Source organism: Humitalea rosea (genome assembly GCF_003253705.1).
Lineage (GTDB): Bacteria > Pseudomonadota > Alphaproteobacteria > Acetobacterales > Acetobacteraceae > Humitalea > Humitalea rosea.
The window spans coordinates 113455-128282 of sequence record NZ_QKYU01000009.1 but is presented as its reverse complement, the minus strand read 5'-3'; the positions used below and the strand labels follow the sequence as shown (position 1 = coordinate 128282).

Below are 14828 nucleotides of genomic sequence, written 5' to 3'. Positions count from 1 at the left end.
GGCCGGCATCTCAGGCTTCAATCACTCTCTGCCGCGCCGATCCAGGCCTTCCTCAAGCGGTCATTTGACTCTCCCGCCCAAGATCCCATCAGTCCGGCGTGATGCTCCCCGCGGCCATGATCACTTCGTAGCGTCGGCGCTCGGCCTGGAGGAAGGCGACGAATTCCTCCGGCGTGCTGCTGGCGGGCTCGCCGCCCTGGGGCGCCAAGGCGTTCCGCAGGGTCTGGGACGCCACGGCCCGGACCGTGGCCTCGCTGATCTGGCGCAGCAAATCTGGCGGCATCCCGGCAGGCCCGACCAGCCCGTACCACGCCACTGATTCGTACCTGGGCAGGCCCGCCTCGGCCAGCGTCGGCACGTCGGGCAGCCAGGACAGGCGCTGGCGCGAGGTAACCGCCAGCGCCCGCATCATCCCCGACTGGATCATCGGTACCGGCGGCAGCGTGACGATCAGGTCCACGTTGCCCGCCACCGTGTCCATGAGCGCCGGCGCGCCCCCCCGGTAAGGCACCTGCACCAGGTTGATCCCCGCCATGTTCGCGAAGAGCGCCGTCGCGAGATGTTGCGACGATCCGTTCCCGCCCGAGGCGTAGGTCAGCGGCGTGGCTCGCGTCTTCGCCAGATGGATCAGCCCCTCGATGTCGCGGATCGGTGAGGCCCCGGGGACCAGCACCGCGAGCGGATAGGTCGCGAGCAGGCCGATCGGGGTGAAGTCCCGGTCCGTGTCGTAGGGGATGTTGGCGTACATGAACGGGTTGATCGCGTGCCCGATCGCGACGAGCCCCAGCGTGTACCCATCGGCCGGGGATCTGGCGATCAACTGCCCCGCGATGGTGCCATTCGCGCCGGGGCGGTTTTCCGGCACCACCGGCTGTCCCCAACTCGTCTGAAATTCCCGCCCAACCGCGCGCGCCACGGCGTCCGTCGCCCCGCCCGCCGGGAAGGGCACGATCATCCGCACGACCCGGTCGGGGAAGATGCCCTGTGCCGTCGCCCCTCGCGCGCCGGCGGCCAGAAGCCCAAGCGCGGGCAGTGCTCTGCGGGTGATATTCATTGTTGCTTCCTCGCTCCCCAACGTATTTCTTTGTGGATACCTAGGTCAAATAGTAACCCGACGGCGTACCGAGGACCGTGGTGCGCTCCAGATGCCGAAGTTCTCCGTCCGGATAGTCACCCAGCGCCAGGTGCATAGTACATCGATTGTCCCACATCAGGATGTCATTGTCGCGCCAGACATGCCGATACGTGAAATGCGGCTTCGAGGCGTGGCGGACCAAGTAATCGATAATCGGCCTGCTCTCTGCCTCGGTCATGTCGGCAAAGCACGTCACCTTTTCACCGATGTAGAGCGCCTTGCGCCCCGTCTCCGGGTGCACGCGCACCACGGGCTGGGCGATGGGTGGATTCAGCTTGCGCCCCTCCGCCGCCCGGTCGGAGTTGGGGTCGGCGACCTTGCGCGCGGTGGCGTGGATGCCGTGCATCCCCTCAAGCATCCGCTGCATCCCGGGCGAGAGGGCATCGTAGGCCATCGTCATGTTCGCGAACATCGTGTCGCCGCCGACGGACGGCACCTTCACGCTCCGCAGCAGCGACCCCATGGCGGGCACCGACGTGTAGGACATATCCGAATGCCAGGTCTGCCCCGTGTACTTGGCGTCGTTCGGCTGCCCGTTCGCCTTGGGCTCGTTCGTGATCATGAGCAGCTCCGGATAGTCCGGGTGCCGATCGCGCGGCAGGGTCGGGTGCTTGTCCAGCTCACCGAACAACGCGCTGAAGGCGATGTGCTGCTCGCGGGTCACCTTCTGGTCGCGGAACAGCAGAATGCCGTGCTCCAGGAAGGCGCTGCGGATCTCGGCTGCCATATTGCCGCCGACACCGGCCGCAATGTCCACGCCGCCTACCTCCGCACCCAGGGCATAGGAAAGCGGCTTGAGGGTGATCGTCATCTTTGCCTCCCTTGAGGAAGGCCGGACTATACGGAGCGCCACTCATTGCGTGAAATGCCTGTTCAGGACATATCCATTGCCATCGGGCAAACAAGACTTGGCGAAGGAGGCGGCCGATGACGCTCCAGCAACTGGCCTGCTTCTGCTCCGTGGTGGATGCCGGTCTGCGTGTCTCCCGCGCGGCCGAGTTGCTGCAGACCACCCAGCCTGCCGTCAGCAAGATGATCCGCGCCGTCGAGACCGCCGTCGGCAGCGAGCTCTTCCAACGCCGCGGCAACCGCCTTGTCGGCCTGACCGACACGGGACGGGAGGCGCTCTCCCTCGCGCGACGGGCGGTGAGCGCCGCCGCCGACCTCTCGACGCTGGCCGGGCGCCGGGGCGGCTCGGCCAGCGGCACGCTGCGCGTCGCCACCACCCACATCCACGCCCGCTATGCCCTGCTGCCCGTCGTGCAGCGCTTCGCCCGCCTCTATCCCGGGGTCAGCCTGACCATCGCTCAAGGCACGCCTGCCCAGATCGTGGCCTGGGTGGAGCAGGGCGCCGCCGAGCTGGGCCTCTCCACCCTGTTGGGCCCCTTGCCCCCGGCCACGGTGGCACTCCGCAGCTACGATATCGAACGCTGCCTGATCGTGCCTCCCGGCCACGCACTGCTGCGCGCCCGCCCTCTGACGCTGGAGGCCATCGCCCGTCACTCGTTGATCGCCTATGATGAAGGCTTCAGCTCGGGCCAAGCCGTGCTCTCGGCGTTCAGGCGCCAGGGCCTGATGCCCCGGATCGTTCTGCGCGCGACCGAGGCCGCCATCATCAAGGCCTATGTCGGCGCCGGCGTCGGGGTCGCCGTGATTCAACGCTTGGCCGTGGACTCCGCTCGCGATACCGACCTGCGCGTCATCGACAGCGGCGACCTCTTCCCCGTCTCCACTGCCTTCCTGACCCTGCGGCGCGACTCCTTCCTGCCCGGCTACGTGACGGATTTCATCGCCATGGTTGCGCCGCGCTGGACGCCCGCGCGGCTGCAGGCGGCCCTGGCGACGGGGCGTGGGATTCGCCGGGGTGGCACCGCCTCCAAGGACCCCGAGCCGAGGCTACCGCAGGACTGAAGAGAGCTGTGCGTGGAGCACGCAGATTGCCGGCCTCCTATCCCGTTCGGGTATCAGGCGAACTCACCTGATGTGTCAGAAAACGCGCCAAGCCAGAGTGCTGGGAGCGAGCGCAAGCGAACGGAAGCTGCTCTGGTTCACGCCTCCACGCCCCACTTCCGGCCGATCTCGGCGAAGAAACCGCTGGCCTGGCGGATCACGATCCAGGCGTTCAGGAAGTTCACGAAGATCGGGTCGTTCACCGTCATGAAGGCCATGGGGATCGGGTTGCGCGGCTCGGCGGTGAACAGCGAGACGAGCTGCGGATATTCGCGCGTCAGGAAGGCGGCCTCGATCAGGCTGCTCATGGTCGCATCGACACGGCCGGAGATCAGCTCCTGCCAATCGCGGGCCGGGCTCTCGACGCGGCGCAGGGTGGCGTTCGGCAGCGCCTGCTGCACGAATTGTTCCATGGTGGTGCCGAGATTGGTGCCGATGGTCACGCCCGGGACGTTCAGCGTCTCCCAGCTCGGGAACTTCGCCGCATCCTGGCGGCGGACCAGCGGCACGAAGGCGTTGCGGCCCCAGGGCATGCTGAAGGACGCCGCCATGGCACGGGCGACACTCATCGAGGTGCCGGTGAAGACCGCGTCATACTGGTCGGCCTGCAACCCATTGATCAGCGTGCGCCAGTCGGTCGCGACGAACTCGGCGCGCAGGTTCATGTCCTTGGCAAGCTGTTCCGCCGCATCGATCTGATGGCCGCGATAGGCGCGGCTGGCGGGATCGCGGAAGGACATCGGGTTGAAGTCCCCGGTGGTGCCGAAGCGGATGCGCCCTGAAGCCTGGATCGCCTCCAGCCGGCCGCGAGCGGCGCCCTGGGCCTGGACTTGCGTGGCCCCCAAGGCGAAAGGGGCAGCCAGCAAGGCGGCGGCGGAGAGGTCGCGTCGGTTCATCGGGTCTTATCTTTCGTGGTGCAGGTGCGAAGTAGATGCGATCGCCGGGCGTTTGGAAAAGGGTAAGGCATGAAACGATACGCGCTGGCCGTGATGCTGCTGCTTCTGGCTGGCTGCGGAGCGGGGAATGGCGGCGGCGGCGGCTGGGCCTGGTATGTCGTGGACCCGACGGATGCGCGGGGGGCGACCAACCTCGGCTTCCTGCTCTCCGGCTTCACCGCGACCATCCCGCTGTCCCTGGCGGCGATGGGGCTGTCGCTGGTGCTTGGCTTCCTGATCTCCATGGCCGGGTTTTCGCGCGCCCGGCCGCTGCGCTGGCTGAACCGCGGCTGGGTCGAGGTGTTCCGGGCGGTGCCGATCCTGGTGATGCTGCTTTGGGCCTATTACGGCCTGCCGGTGGTGCTGGACCTGCGGCTGTCGGTGTTCACCGCCGCCGTGCTGGCCATTGCCCTGTGCGATTCCGCCTTCGAGGCGGAGATCCTGCGCGCCGGCATCCAGTCGGTGGAGCTGGGCCAGCGGGAGGCGGCGCAGGCGCTCGGCCTGTCGCGCTGGCACATCATGCGCTTCATCGTGCTGCCGCAGGCGATCCGCCGGGTGCTGCCACCGATCGCCAACCAGTTCATCTACGTGGTGAAGATGTCCTCGCTGGCCAGCGTGATCGGTTTCCCCGACCTGACCCGCAAGGCGAATGAGCTGGTGGTGACGGTGTTCCGCCCGCTGGAGCTGTATTCGGTGCTGATCCTGGAATATCTCGTGCTGATCCTGGCCATTTCCTTCGCCGTCCGGGCGCTGGAGCGGCGGATGGGGGCGGATCAGCGGCTGGGCGGGGAACGCTGAGCTACAGCGCCAGCTCCACCAGCACCGGAACATGGTCCGACGCCTGGGTCCAGCCGCGGGCCGACTTCAGGATCTCGTAGCCGGCCAGCTTGGGGGACAAATCCTCGCTGACCCAGACGTGGTCCAACCGGCGGCCGCGGTCGGCCGCGGCCCAGTCGCGGGCGCGGTAGGACCACCAGGAATACAGCTTCTCGCTGGCCGGCACGAAGTGCCGGGGCGCATCCACCCAGGCGCCGGCGGCCTGCCAGGCATTCAGCGCGGCGACCTCGACCGGGGTGTGGGAGACCACCTTCAGCAGCGCCTTATGGCTCCAGACGTCCTGTTCCAACGGCGCGATGTTCAGGTCGCCGACCAGCACCGCCCGCCGGGCGGGGCCGCGGCCGGCCTGCCAGCGCGTGACCTCGGCCAGGAAGTCCAGCTTGTGGCCGAATTTCGGGTTGATCTCCCGATCCGGCTCGTCACCACCGGCGGGGATGTAAAAGTCATGCACCTCAATCGGCCCCGAAGGGTGCTGCACATCGACGCCGATATGCCGGCAATCGCCGCGCTCGCACCAATCGGGCTCGCCTGGCCGCAGGGTGATCGGCAGCCGGGAGAGGATGGCGACGCCGTTGTAGCCCTTCATCCCGCGCACGACGCGGTGGGAGAAGCCCAGGGCCTCCGCCGCGTCATGGGGGAAGAATTCGTCAGGTGTCTTGGTCTCCTGCAGGCAGAGGACGTCGGGCGCCAACTGCGCCACGACATCCGCCAGCAGGGGTGCGCGCAGCCGCACGGAGTTGATATTCCATGTGGCGACGCGAAACGACATCAGACGATCTTGGTCACGACCGAGCCAACGCCCTCGACCATGCCTTCGAGCAGGTCGCCCTTGACCACAGCGGCCACGCCCTCGGGCGTACCGGTCATGATCAGGTCGCCCGGTGCCAGGGTCACCAGCGCGGAGAGGTTGGCGATGACCTCGGGGATGTTCCAGATCAGCTTGGACAGGTCGCTGGTCTGGCGAACCTTGCCGTTCACCTTCAGCTCGATCTTGCCCTTGGAGGGGTCGAAATTGCCGGCCGGAACCATCTCACCCATCGGGGCGGAGAAGTCGAACCCCTTGCCCATGTCCCAGGGGCGGCCGAGCTTCTTGGCTTCGCCCTGGACGTCGCGGCGGGTCATGTCGAGGCCGACGCAGTAGCCCCAGATGTGCTTCATCGCATCGGCTTCGGTGATGTTCGCGCCGCCGGTGCCGATCGCCACGACCAGCTCCATCTCGTGGTGCATGTCCTTGGTCCCGGGCGGGTAGGGCATGTCGGCGCCGCCGGTCAGCAGGGCATCGGCCGGCTTGCAGAAATAGAACGGGGCCTCGCGGTCCGGGTCATGGCCCATTTCGCGGGCATGTTCGGCGTAGTTGCGGCCAACGCAGAAGATGCGCCGCACGGGAAAGGCGCCGCCGCCCTTCACGGGAACCGAGGCCTGCGGAGGGGCGGGGATCACATAGTCGGCCATGGCGGCAATCCTTTTCCAGGGAAGTGCCAGGACCATACTCAGGGTTATGCGCCGCGCAAGACGGCAGCCAGAAGATTGGAACCCCACGAAAAAGCGCCCGACCAGGGGGGTGGCCGGGCGCCGCTTCCGTTCGGAAACGGGTCGGGCGAGCCGGCAGGGGAGGCCGGGGCTCGACCGCCGATGGTGGGGGCCATCGACACCTTGACTCTAGCGCGAATGCGCGTTGCGCGCAAAACGAATCGCCTTCCTGCCTATTCCGCAGCCATCGACAACGCCGCGCGCCGATTGGCAAAAGCCGCACAGGCCGCGCCGAATGCTTGAAAAATCTTCAGCGAATGGGCGTCGCGGTCGTAGTCGTATTCCGGGTGCCATTGCACGCCGAGCGCGAAGCCCGGGGCATCGGCAACGCGCACGCCCTCGACCGTCCCATCCGGCGCCCAGGCCTCGGCGATCAGGCGCGGGGCCAGGCGGGCGACACCCTGGTTGTGCAGGCTGTTCACGGGCAGTGCCCGCGGCGCCTCTCCCCACAGGCTTTCCAGCACACCGCCGCCATCGACCCGCACCGCATGCGCCTTGCCGGTCCGCACCAGCGGGATCGGCTGGTCGGAGGGGGTGGAATGATCCATTCGGCCAGGAAGGTCCTGGATCCGCTGATCCAGGCTGCCGCCGAGCGCCACGTTCAGTTCCTGCATGCCACGGCAGATGGCGAGAAGCGGCACCCCCGCGCCGATGCAGGCGCGGATCAGCGGCAAGGTGGTGGAATCGCGCACCGCATCCTCGGGCGTGCCGGGAGCATGGGCGGGGCCGTCATAATATTGGGGACAGACGTTGGTGCGGCTGCCGGTCAGCAGCAGCCCATCGAGGCGTGGCAGGATGGCCTCGACGAAGGGCTCGCCCCCTGCGGGCAGCAGGATCGGCAACCCGCCGACCGGCCCCATCACTACCCTGACGTAATGATCCGAGACGGCGTGGTTTGGCATGGCGAAGATGCCAAAGGCTTTAATGCAGCAGGAAATGCCGATCAGCGGCCGCATTCCGGTCTCGCGCTCCTGTGGTCCAGCAAAGGTCAATGCAAGGATTGCGCCGACAGATGGCATGATCAAGGCGTCAATTGGATGAACAGCCCTGCGTTGGGCGTATCCAAGCCTCGGGATCGAAATGCGGGAGCGCCTTGGTCTGCTCCCAGAGGCTGACCCCGTCCGGAACGAAGCCGCCCGGGCAATCGATCTCCACCGCCCAAGGACAGGCCACAACGTCGAAACGCCCACGCTTGAGGAAGGCCACCTTGTTCTTGAAGGGCAAAGCGGCGAAGGCGCGCAGGTGCCGTGCCTCGAACCCATCGCGGTCGCGGATCTCGACGTAAAGCTGGGCGTCATTCTCCGGCAGTCGCCGGCTCCGTTCGGTCCACTTCCGCCTGGCATCCTCCTCGTTCGGAGAGTGCAGGAACTGGATCTCGATATCGTCGCCGATCACGCCGATCGGGTAGCCGCTATAGCCCAGCCGCGACGTGGGGGTGAACCGCGGCGGCCCAGCCAGGAGGTGGCGGAAATCCGCAAGAAACCGAATATCATCATCGGCGTGGAACCAGAGGCCGATGGTCGGGGTGTTGTAGGGAAGCTTTTTGCTCCTGATAGAGCCCGCCGCCCCAGCAGTTGTTGGTGAGGATCGCCCACATCAGCGTGCGATTTCGCGTTCCAGGAAGCGCGGATCGTTGATCTCGAACAGCGCGGGATCGAAACGCCCGCCGGTGCGGATTTCGGACAGTGTCACGCGCGTCTCCCGCGCCTGATTGTCCACCACGAGCCACTGCCGCAGCTCCATCGGCGCCGCCGCGAAGACCAGCGTGATACGGCCTTCGCCCGGGTTGCCGCGGCGCTGGATGGTGGCGCGGAGGAAGCCACCGGACTCCTCGACGCCCGTCACCTCGATCTCGCCCGACAGGCGTATGGGGTCGCGCAACAGCACCGAAAGCGGGGTGGAGCCCACGGGCACGATGGTCGGCTGCCGCAGCTGGCGGTCCAACAGCAGCATCTGGCCACTGGCGGCCACCAGCAGCGTCGGTTCCGGCGGATCGTAATCGAAGCGCATCCGCCCCGGTCGCCAGATCAGCGCCGTGCCCATGGCGGTGCCGCCGCCCTCGGTGATCTGGAGGAACCGTGCCTCCAGCGTGGTCAGCCGGTTCAGATAGGCCTCGATCCGCGCCAGCACCGGGGCTTGCGCCGAAGCAGGCTGTGGCAGCAGGGCGGGGGCGGCGAGGAGGAGGAGGGTGCGTCGTTTCACCTGCTGGATGTGGCCCGCCGAGGCGCCCGGGGGAAGGGGGTCACTTGCCGCGCGGGCCGCGCCCGGCAAGCCCTGGTGGCATCGCCCCGGCGCCCAGATTGCCCATGTCCATGGTCTGGTACCCAGCCGGCACCTGGAACCGGGCGGGGTCCTGGGCCCCGTAGCGGACTTCGGTCGCCTCGATCGAGCCGGCATTGCCCCCGGATTGGCCACTGCCGCGCAGCATCACCCCATCGGCGGTGATGCAGCCATTGCCGGTGCCATGGGGCCCGCCCTCCATGCGCCAGTTGGTGCAGGTCAGGCCCGCCACCGTGGCGGTGCCGTCCCGGACAAAGCGCATGGAGGGATCGGGGGCGGCAGGATTGAAGGGCAGGTTGGAGGGATCGAAGGCCATGCGCATGGCCATCCGCTGCGGCTCCATGACCATGATCGCCGTCCGCGCGCCCATATCGACGATCATCGCGGCCGACTGCGCCGGCATGTCCATCCGCATGCGGTTCGCATTGGCCTGCCAGGCCATGCTGACGGTCTCGCCGCCATTGGTGCGGTAGGTGACGGCCACATCCCGCGTCGGCTGCATCGCCGGCGGGCGGTCCTGCGCCAGGGCGGGCGCAGCGAACAGGATCAGGGCGAGGGGGGCTGCGCGCATGGCGGTGTTTCTCCCAGGATGCGCGCAGCCTCGGCTTTGGATCGGCGGCGGGTCAAGCGGCCCGCCGCTCACGATCACAGGATGAAGCGCGACAGATCCGTGGTCGCCGCCAGCGGCGCGACCTTGTCCCGCACCAGCGCCGCATCCACCCGCACCGACTCGCCGTTCCGGTCGGAGGCGGTGAAGGAGATTTCCTCCAACAGCCGCTCCAGCACCGTGGCCAGGCGCCGCGCGCCAATGTTCTCCACCCGCGCATTGATGTCGGCCGCGAGGTCCGCGACCGCCTCCACCGCGTCATCGGCGAAGTCCAGCGTCACGCCCTCGGTCCTCAGCAGCGCGACGTATTGGGTGATCAGGCTGCTTTCCGGCTCGGTCAGGATGCGGCGCAGGTCATCGCGCGTCAGGGCAGCCAACTCGACCCGGATCGGCAGCCGCCCCTGCAACTCCGGCAACAGGTCGGAGGGCTTGGCGAGGTGGAAGGCGCCCGAGGCGATGAACAGCACATGATCCGTCTTCACCGGCCCGTATTTGGTGGAGACGGTGGTGCCCTCGATCAGCGGCAGCAGGTCGCGCTGCACGCCCTCACGGCTGACATCGCCGCCGCGCACGCCGCCTTCGGTGGTGCGGGCGCAGACCTTGTCGATCTCGTCGAGGAAGACGATGCCATTGGCCTCGGCATTCGCCACCGCCTCGCGCGTGAGCTTGTCCTGGTCGAGCATCCGGTCGGCCTCGTCGCGCATCAGCACGTCGCGCGCCTCGGCGACGGTGATCTTCCGCTTGCGGGAACGGCCGCCGAACATCTTGCCGAACATCTCCTGCATGCCGGCCATCTGCTGCGGCGGCATCCCCGGCATGTCCATCATGCCGATGGGGGTGCCCTGGGGCTCGGAGACCTCGATCTCGATCTCGCGCGATCCCAGGCTGCCTTCGCGCAGCATGCGGCGGAACTTCATCCGGGTTTCGCCGGAGGCCCCCTCCCCGATCAGGGCGGTCAGCACCCGCTCCTCGGCCGCCAGCTCGGCCTTGGCCTCGACCTCACGCCGGGCCGCCTCGCGCACCTGGGTCAGCGAGATCTCGACCAGGTCGCGCACGATGCTGTCCACGTCGCGGCCGACGTAGCCGACCTCGGTGAACTTGGTCGCCTCGACCTTCAGGAAGGGCGCATTGGCCAGGCGGGCAAGGCGGCGGGCGATCTCGGTCTTGCCGCAGCCGGTCGGGCCGATCATCAGGATGTTCTTCGGCACCACCTCCTCGCGCAGCCCGGCGGGAAGCTGCTGGCGCCGCCAGCGGTTGCGCAGCGCGATGGCGACGGCGCGCTTGGCGTCGCCCTGGCCGACGATGTAACGATCCAGTTCCGAGACGATTTCGCGGGGGGACAGGTTCACGGTTTCGCTCATCACGCAGCGTCCTCCAGCGTTTCGATGATGAAGCGCCCGTTGGTGTAGACGCAGATATCGGCCGCGATCTTCATCGCCCGTTCGGCGATCATGATCGCGTCCATGCCTTCGACCGGCAGCAGCGCGCGGGCAGCGGCCAGCGCGTAATTGCCGCCCGAACCGATGCCGATCACGGCATCCTCCGGTTCCAGCACATCGCCCTGGCCGGTGATCAGCAGGCTGCGCTTGTTGTCGGCGACGGCGAGCAGCGCCTCCAGCCGGCGCAGGTAACGATCAGTACGCCAGTCCTTGGCCAGTTCGACGGCCGCACGTTCCAACTGGTCGGGGAAGCGTTCGAGCTTGGCCTCCAGCCGCTCCAGCAGGGTGAAGGCATCGGCGGTGGCGCCGGCAAAGCCCGCCAGCACCCGCCCCTGGGCGATGCGGCGGACCTTTCGGGCGTTATTCTTGACGACCGTCTGGCCGATGCTGACCTGGCCATCGCCGGCCATGGTGACGCGCCCGCCCTTGCGGACGCAGAGGATGGTGGTGCCGTGCCAGCCCAGCGGGTTGGTGGCGGCGGGGGGTTGGGAATATTGCATGTCCCGCGAAATGGGCGGCGACAGGCCCCGTGGCAAGCAGGGGGGGCTTTCCGCTATGCATGGGCGTCATGCTGCGCCTCACCGACCTTCGCCTGCCGTTGGACCATCCTCCCGAAGCCCTGGCCGAGGCCATCGCCGCACGGCTGGGTGCCCCGCCGCTCGCCTTCCACATCGCCCGCCGCGGCTATGACGCCCGTGCGCGCGGCCGGGTGGTGTTGACCTACACAGTGGATGTCGAGGTCGCGGACCCGGCCGCCCATCCCGGCCTGCGCCCCACGCCGGACACCAGCTACCGCCCCGTTGCCGCCGCGCCGCCGGGCCTGAGGCACCGGCCGATCGTGATCGGCACCGGGCCTTGCGGGCTGTTCGCGGCGCTGATCCTGGCCGAATCCGGCTTCCGGCCCTTGATCCTGGATCGCGGCAAGGCGGTGCGGGAACGGACCAAGGACACCTGGGGGCTCTGGCGGCAGGGGGTGCTGAACCCGGAATCCAACGTCCAGTTCGGCGAGGGGGGGGCCGGCACCTTCTCCGACGGCAAGCTCTGGTCGCAGGTGAAGGACCCGCTGCACCACGGCCGGAAGGTGCTGACCGAATTCGTGCAGGCGGGCGCACCGGAGGAGATCCTCTTCGTCTCCAAGCCCCATATCGGCACCTTCCGCCTGGTGCAGATGGTCGAATCCATGCGCGCCAAGATCGAGGCCCTGGGCGGCGAGTACCGCTTCGGCTGTCGCGTCGATGACATCGAGATCGTGGATGGCGCCGTCCAGGCCGTGGTGCTGCACACCGGGGAGCGCATCGCCGCGGATCACGTCGTCCTCGCCATCGGCCATAGCGCCCGCGATACCTTCGCCATGCTTCACGCGCGGGGCGTGGAGATGGTCGCCAAGCCCTTCTCCATCGGGGTGCGGATCGAGCACCCGCAGTCGCTGATCGACCGCGCCCGCTTCGGCACCGCGGCCGGGCACCCGATCCTGGGTGCGGCCGACTACCGCCTGGTGCATCACGCGAGCAATGGCCGCTCCGTCTATTCCTTCTGCATGTGCCCGGGCGGCACCGTGGTCGCCGCGGCGAGCGAGCCGGGGCGCCTCGTGACCAACGGCATGAGCCAGTATTCGCGCAACGAACGGAATGCGAACGCCGGTATCGTCGTGGGCGTGGAGCCGGAACGGGACTATCCTGGCGGCCCCCTGGCAGGCATCGCCTTCCAGCGGCATTGGGAGGAGGCGGCCTTCGCCGCCGGCGGCGGCACCTGGGCGGCCCCGGCGCAACGGGTCGAGGATTTCCTGGCCGAACGCCCCTCGACCCACCTCGGCGAGGTGCTGCCCTCCTATCGCCCCGGCGTCACGCCCACCGATCTGGCGCGATGCCTGCCGGAGTTCGCGGTGGTGGCGATCCGCGAGGCGCTGCGGGCCTTCGACAAGGACATCCCCGGCTTTGCCCTGGGGGATGCGGTGATGACGGGGGTGGAGACCCGCACCTCCTCCCCGCTGCGGATCACCCGGGGCGACGACGGCCAGTCGGTGAATACCCGGGGGCTGTTTCCGGCCGGTGAGGGCGCGGGCTATGCCGGCGGCATCATGTCGGCCGCGATCGACGGCATCCGCACCGCGGAGGCCCTGGCCCGCGTCGTGACCGGCCTGCCCGCCGCGCCGGCCCGTGGGCGGGAGAGGGACGCGGGCCTGATCTACGGCTGAGGCGGCGGGGTCACCTGGGGCGGTGCGGCGGGCAGCGGCGGCTCGGCGGCATAGCCGCGGATGTCCGGCAGGCTGGCCGATGGGGCAGCCGCCTGCGGCGGAGCGGAGGTCTCGCTCGCCAGCGGTGCTGCGGTCACGGACGGGGTCGGAGCAATGCCCAAGGCCGGCTCGCCGCTTGTCGCCTGGGCCGGGGCGGGGGCGGGGACGGGGACGGGCTCTGCCGCGGCCGGGGGCGTGTCCTGCTCGGTATAGTCGATCACCACCCGCGCCTGCGACCCGGCGATGACCAGGACATGCGTGCCGACCGGCAAGGGTGTCTCATCCCGCTGGGTCACCGCGACCAGCTTCTGGTCCGGCTTGCGGATGATGTATTCGATGGCCTCCATATCGCCCGCCGCGCGTTCGACGGCGGTGCCGACCAGGCCACCAAACACCGCCCCGCCCAGCGCGCCGAAGGCCGAGCCCAGCCCACCGCCGGGCGTCTGGGAACCGACCAGCCCGCCGGCCGCAGCACCGGTGGCCCCGCCGGTGCTGCCATCGGCCGAGATCCGCACCGGCCGCACGCCGATGATGACGCCGCGATCGGCGGGATTGGCCTGCTGGACTGCCCGCGTCGCATAGGTGTCGGCACGGTACGTCGGCGCGCAGGCGGAGACCGCGAGCAGGCCAAGCAGCGATACCAGAGTGGGGAAAACATGGCGCATGTTCATGCCTCGGGCTAACGCAGGGCAGCCTCGCATGTCACCCCTGGTCAAACGCATAGCACGGCTTTGCCCTTCCCTCGGCACCGGACTAAACCCCCCTCATGACCGACGCATCACCCCGCCGCGCCGAGATCGCCCGCACGACCAGCGAGACCGATATCCGCCTCACCCTTGACCTGGACGGGTCCGGGCGGGCGGAGGTCGCCACCGGTATCGGGTTCTTCGACCACATGCTGACGGCTTTTTCGCGGCATTCGCTCTGCGACATGGCGATTGCCGCCACCGGCGACCTGCATATCGACTTCCACCATACGGTGGAGGATGTGGGCATCGTGCTCGGCCAGGCGATCCGCCGCGCCGTCGGTGACAAGCGCGGTATCCGCCGTTACGGCCACGCCGTGGTGCCGATGGACGAAGCCTGTGTGTCCGCCGCGATCGACCTCTCCGGCCGGGCCTTCCTTGCCTTCGATCCGCGTTTCACCCGCGACAAGGTCGGCGAGATGGACACCGAGCTGTTCGAGGAATTCTTTCGCGCCTTGGCGTTCAACGCCGGCGCCACGCTGCATGTCACGCAGATGGCCGGTACCAACGCGCACCACATCGCCGAGGCCTGCTTCAAGGCCGTCGCGCGTGCCCTGCGTCAGGCCGTGGAAGCCGATCCGCGCGCGGCGCAGTCCATTCCCTCGACCAAGGGCGTGCTGGAGGGCTGATGCGCTTCTGGACCGTCCATGCCCTGCCCGCACCCGTTTTGGCCGCGCCCGTTTTGGCCGCGCCCGTTTTGGCCGCGCCCGTTTTGGCCGCGTCCGAGCTGGGGACCGTCCCCGCGCCCACCGCGCGCTGGCTGCTGTCCCGTCGTCGCCGTCGCCCCTCCGTGGTGCCACACGGTGGGCTGGCGCTGGTGCCGGAATCGGTGCCGCTTCTGGCGCTGCTGCTGCCGCTGCTCTGGCTGCTCTGGCACCGCTGCTGGCTGGCGGCGCTCCTGTTCCTGATCGCGACGGTCGCCGTGCTGCTGCTGCCCCTGGGCCCGCTGGCCGGCTGGGTCACGGCCGGGCTGCATCTGCTGACCGGGCTGTCGGCACAGGATATCCGGCGCTGGAGCCTCGCCCGCCACGGCCGCCCGGCCATCGCGGTGGTGGAAGGGGCGGATGAAGAATCCGCCATGTTCCGCCTGCTGACGCAACGCCCAGACCTCGCCCGCGCGGTGGCCTGACCATGAG

Annotated in this window: 17 protein-coding genes; 5 read left to right on the top strand and 12 right to left on the bottom strand. The window is 68.6% G+C overall.

Annotated elements, in window-relative coordinates:
- Positions 1-88: 88 nt before the first annotated feature.
- Together C8P66_RS09595 and C8P66_RS09590 are read right to left on the bottom strand one after the other, a co-directional pair.
- Positions 89-1054: a tripartite tricarboxylate transporter substrate binding protein gene (locus C8P66_RS09595; RefSeq protein ID WP_111398024.1), complete on the bottom strand. Its 966-nt coding sequence runs from the start codon at positions 1052-1054 to the stop codon at positions 89-91.
- 40 nt (positions 1055-1094) lie between these two features.
- The gene (locus tag C8P66_RS09590) at positions 1095-1946 is read right to left on the bottom strand and encodes a TauD/TfdA dioxygenase family protein (protein WP_111398023.1); all 852 of its coding nucleotides are present in this window, start codon (positions 1944-1946) and stop codon (positions 1095-1097) included.
- 116 nt (positions 1947-2062) lie between these two features.
- Between C8P66_RS09590 and C8P66_RS09585 the strand changes: the two genes are divergently transcribed.
- Positions 2063-3046 carry a LysR substrate-binding domain-containing protein gene (locus C8P66_RS09585; RefSeq protein ID WP_111398022.1) on the top strand — a complete coding sequence of 328 codons (984 nt, stop codon included), beginning with the start codon at positions 2063-2065 and terminating at the stop codon, positions 3044-3046.
- A gap of 137 nt (positions 3047-3183) precedes the next feature.
- On the opposite strand, the gene C8P66_RS09580 is transcribed toward C8P66_RS09585, so the two are convergent.
- Entirely contained in the window at positions 3184-3981 is a 798-nt protein-coding gene (locus C8P66_RS09580; RefSeq protein ID WP_111398021.1) for a transporter substrate-binding domain-containing protein, read from the bottom strand.
- 69 nt (positions 3982-4050) lie between these two features.
- On the opposite strand from C8P66_RS09580, the gene C8P66_RS09575 reads away from it, so the two are divergent.
- A complete protein-coding gene (locus tag C8P66_RS09575; RefSeq protein WP_111398020.1) occupies positions 4051-4818 on the top strand; it encodes an amino acid ABC transporter permease in 768 nt (255 codons plus the stop codon).
- 1 nt (position 4819) lies between these two features.
- Here C8P66_RS09575 and C8P66_RS09570 read toward each other — a convergent pair whose 3' ends face one another.
- The 8 genes from C8P66_RS09570 to hslV all read right to left on the bottom strand — a co-directional run bounded on the left by C8P66_RS09570 (position 4820) and on the right by hslV (position 11213).
- Positions 4820-5626 carry an exodeoxyribonuclease III gene (locus tag C8P66_RS09570; RefSeq protein ID WP_111398019.1) on the bottom strand — a complete coding sequence of 269 codons (807 nt, stop codon included), beginning with the start codon at positions 5624-5626 and terminating at the stop codon, positions 4820-4822.
- Positions 5626-6309 (bottom strand): fumarylacetoacetate hydrolase family protein, encoded by a 684-nt coding sequence (locus tag C8P66_RS09565; protein ID WP_111398018.1) that lies wholly within the window; start codon positions 6307-6309, stop codon positions 5626-5628. Before C8P66_RS09565 ends, C8P66_RS09570 begins: the two co-directional genes overlap by 1 nt.
- A gap of 251 nt (positions 6310-6560) precedes the next feature.
- Complete coding sequence (locus C8P66_RS09560) at positions 6561-7343, bottom strand: gamma-glutamyl-gamma-aminobutyrate hydrolase family protein (protein ID WP_111398017.1); 783 nt, start codon at positions 7341-7343, stop codon at positions 6561-6563.
- A 73-nt stretch (positions 7344-7416) separates the two neighbouring features.
- Positions 7417-7941 (bottom strand): DUF1919 domain-containing protein, encoded by a 525-nt coding sequence (locus C8P66_RS09555; RefSeq protein WP_111398016.1) that lies wholly within the window; start codon positions 7939-7941, stop codon positions 7417-7419.
- A gap of 42 nt (positions 7942-7983) precedes the next feature.
- Complete coding sequence (locus tag C8P66_RS09550) at positions 7984-8589, bottom strand: LolA family protein (protein WP_245903381.1); 606 nt, start codon at positions 8587-8589, stop codon at positions 7984-7986.
- A gap of 40 nt (positions 8590-8629) precedes the next feature.
- Positions 8630-9238 (bottom strand): hypothetical protein, encoded by a 609-nt coding sequence (locus C8P66_RS24345; protein ID WP_245903379.1) that lies wholly within the window; start codon positions 9236-9238, stop codon positions 8630-8632.
- Between the two features lie 74 nt (positions 9239-9312).
- Positions 9313-10635 carry an ATP-dependent protease ATPase subunit HslU gene (gene hslU / locus C8P66_RS09545; RefSeq protein ID WP_111398014.1) on the bottom strand — a complete coding sequence of 441 codons (1323 nt, stop codon included), beginning with the start codon at positions 10633-10635 and terminating at the stop codon, positions 9313-9315.
- Positions 10635-11213 carry an ATP-dependent protease subunit HslV gene (gene hslV, locus C8P66_RS09540; protein WP_111398013.1) on the bottom strand — a complete coding sequence of 193 codons (579 nt, stop codon included), beginning with the start codon at positions 11211-11213 and terminating at the stop codon, positions 10635-10637. Before hslV ends, hslU begins: the two co-directional genes overlap by 1 nt.
- 68 nt (positions 11214-11281) lie before the next feature.
- Between hslV and C8P66_RS09535 the strand changes: the two genes are divergently transcribed.
- Entirely contained in the window at positions 11282-12907 is a 1626-nt protein-coding gene (locus C8P66_RS09535) for an NAD(P)/FAD-dependent oxidoreductase (RefSeq protein ID WP_111398075.1), read from the top strand.
- Here C8P66_RS09535 and C8P66_RS24695 read toward each other — a convergent pair.
- Positions 12898-13611, bottom strand: coding sequence for an outer membrane lipoprotein (locus C8P66_RS24695; RefSeq protein WP_111398074.1), 714 nt, complete (start codon positions 13609-13611; stop codon positions 12898-12900). The two genes, C8P66_RS09535 and C8P66_RS24695, sit on opposite strands and share 10 nt — an antisense overlap.
- A 101-nt stretch (positions 13612-13712) precedes the next feature.
- On the opposite strand from C8P66_RS24695, the gene hisB reads away from it, so the two are divergent.
- Positions 13713-14321, top strand: a complete 609-nt coding sequence (gene hisB / locus C8P66_RS09525) for an imidazoleglycerol-phosphate dehydratase HisB (protein ID WP_111398012.1) — start codon at positions 13713-13715, stop codon at positions 14319-14321.
- Entirely contained in the window at positions 14321-14821 is a 501-nt protein-coding gene (locus tag C8P66_RS09520; protein WP_211314091.1) for a DUF2628 domain-containing protein, read from the top strand. Before hisB ends, C8P66_RS09520 begins: the two co-directional genes overlap by 1 nt.
- Positions 14822-14828 lie beyond the last annotated feature (7 nt).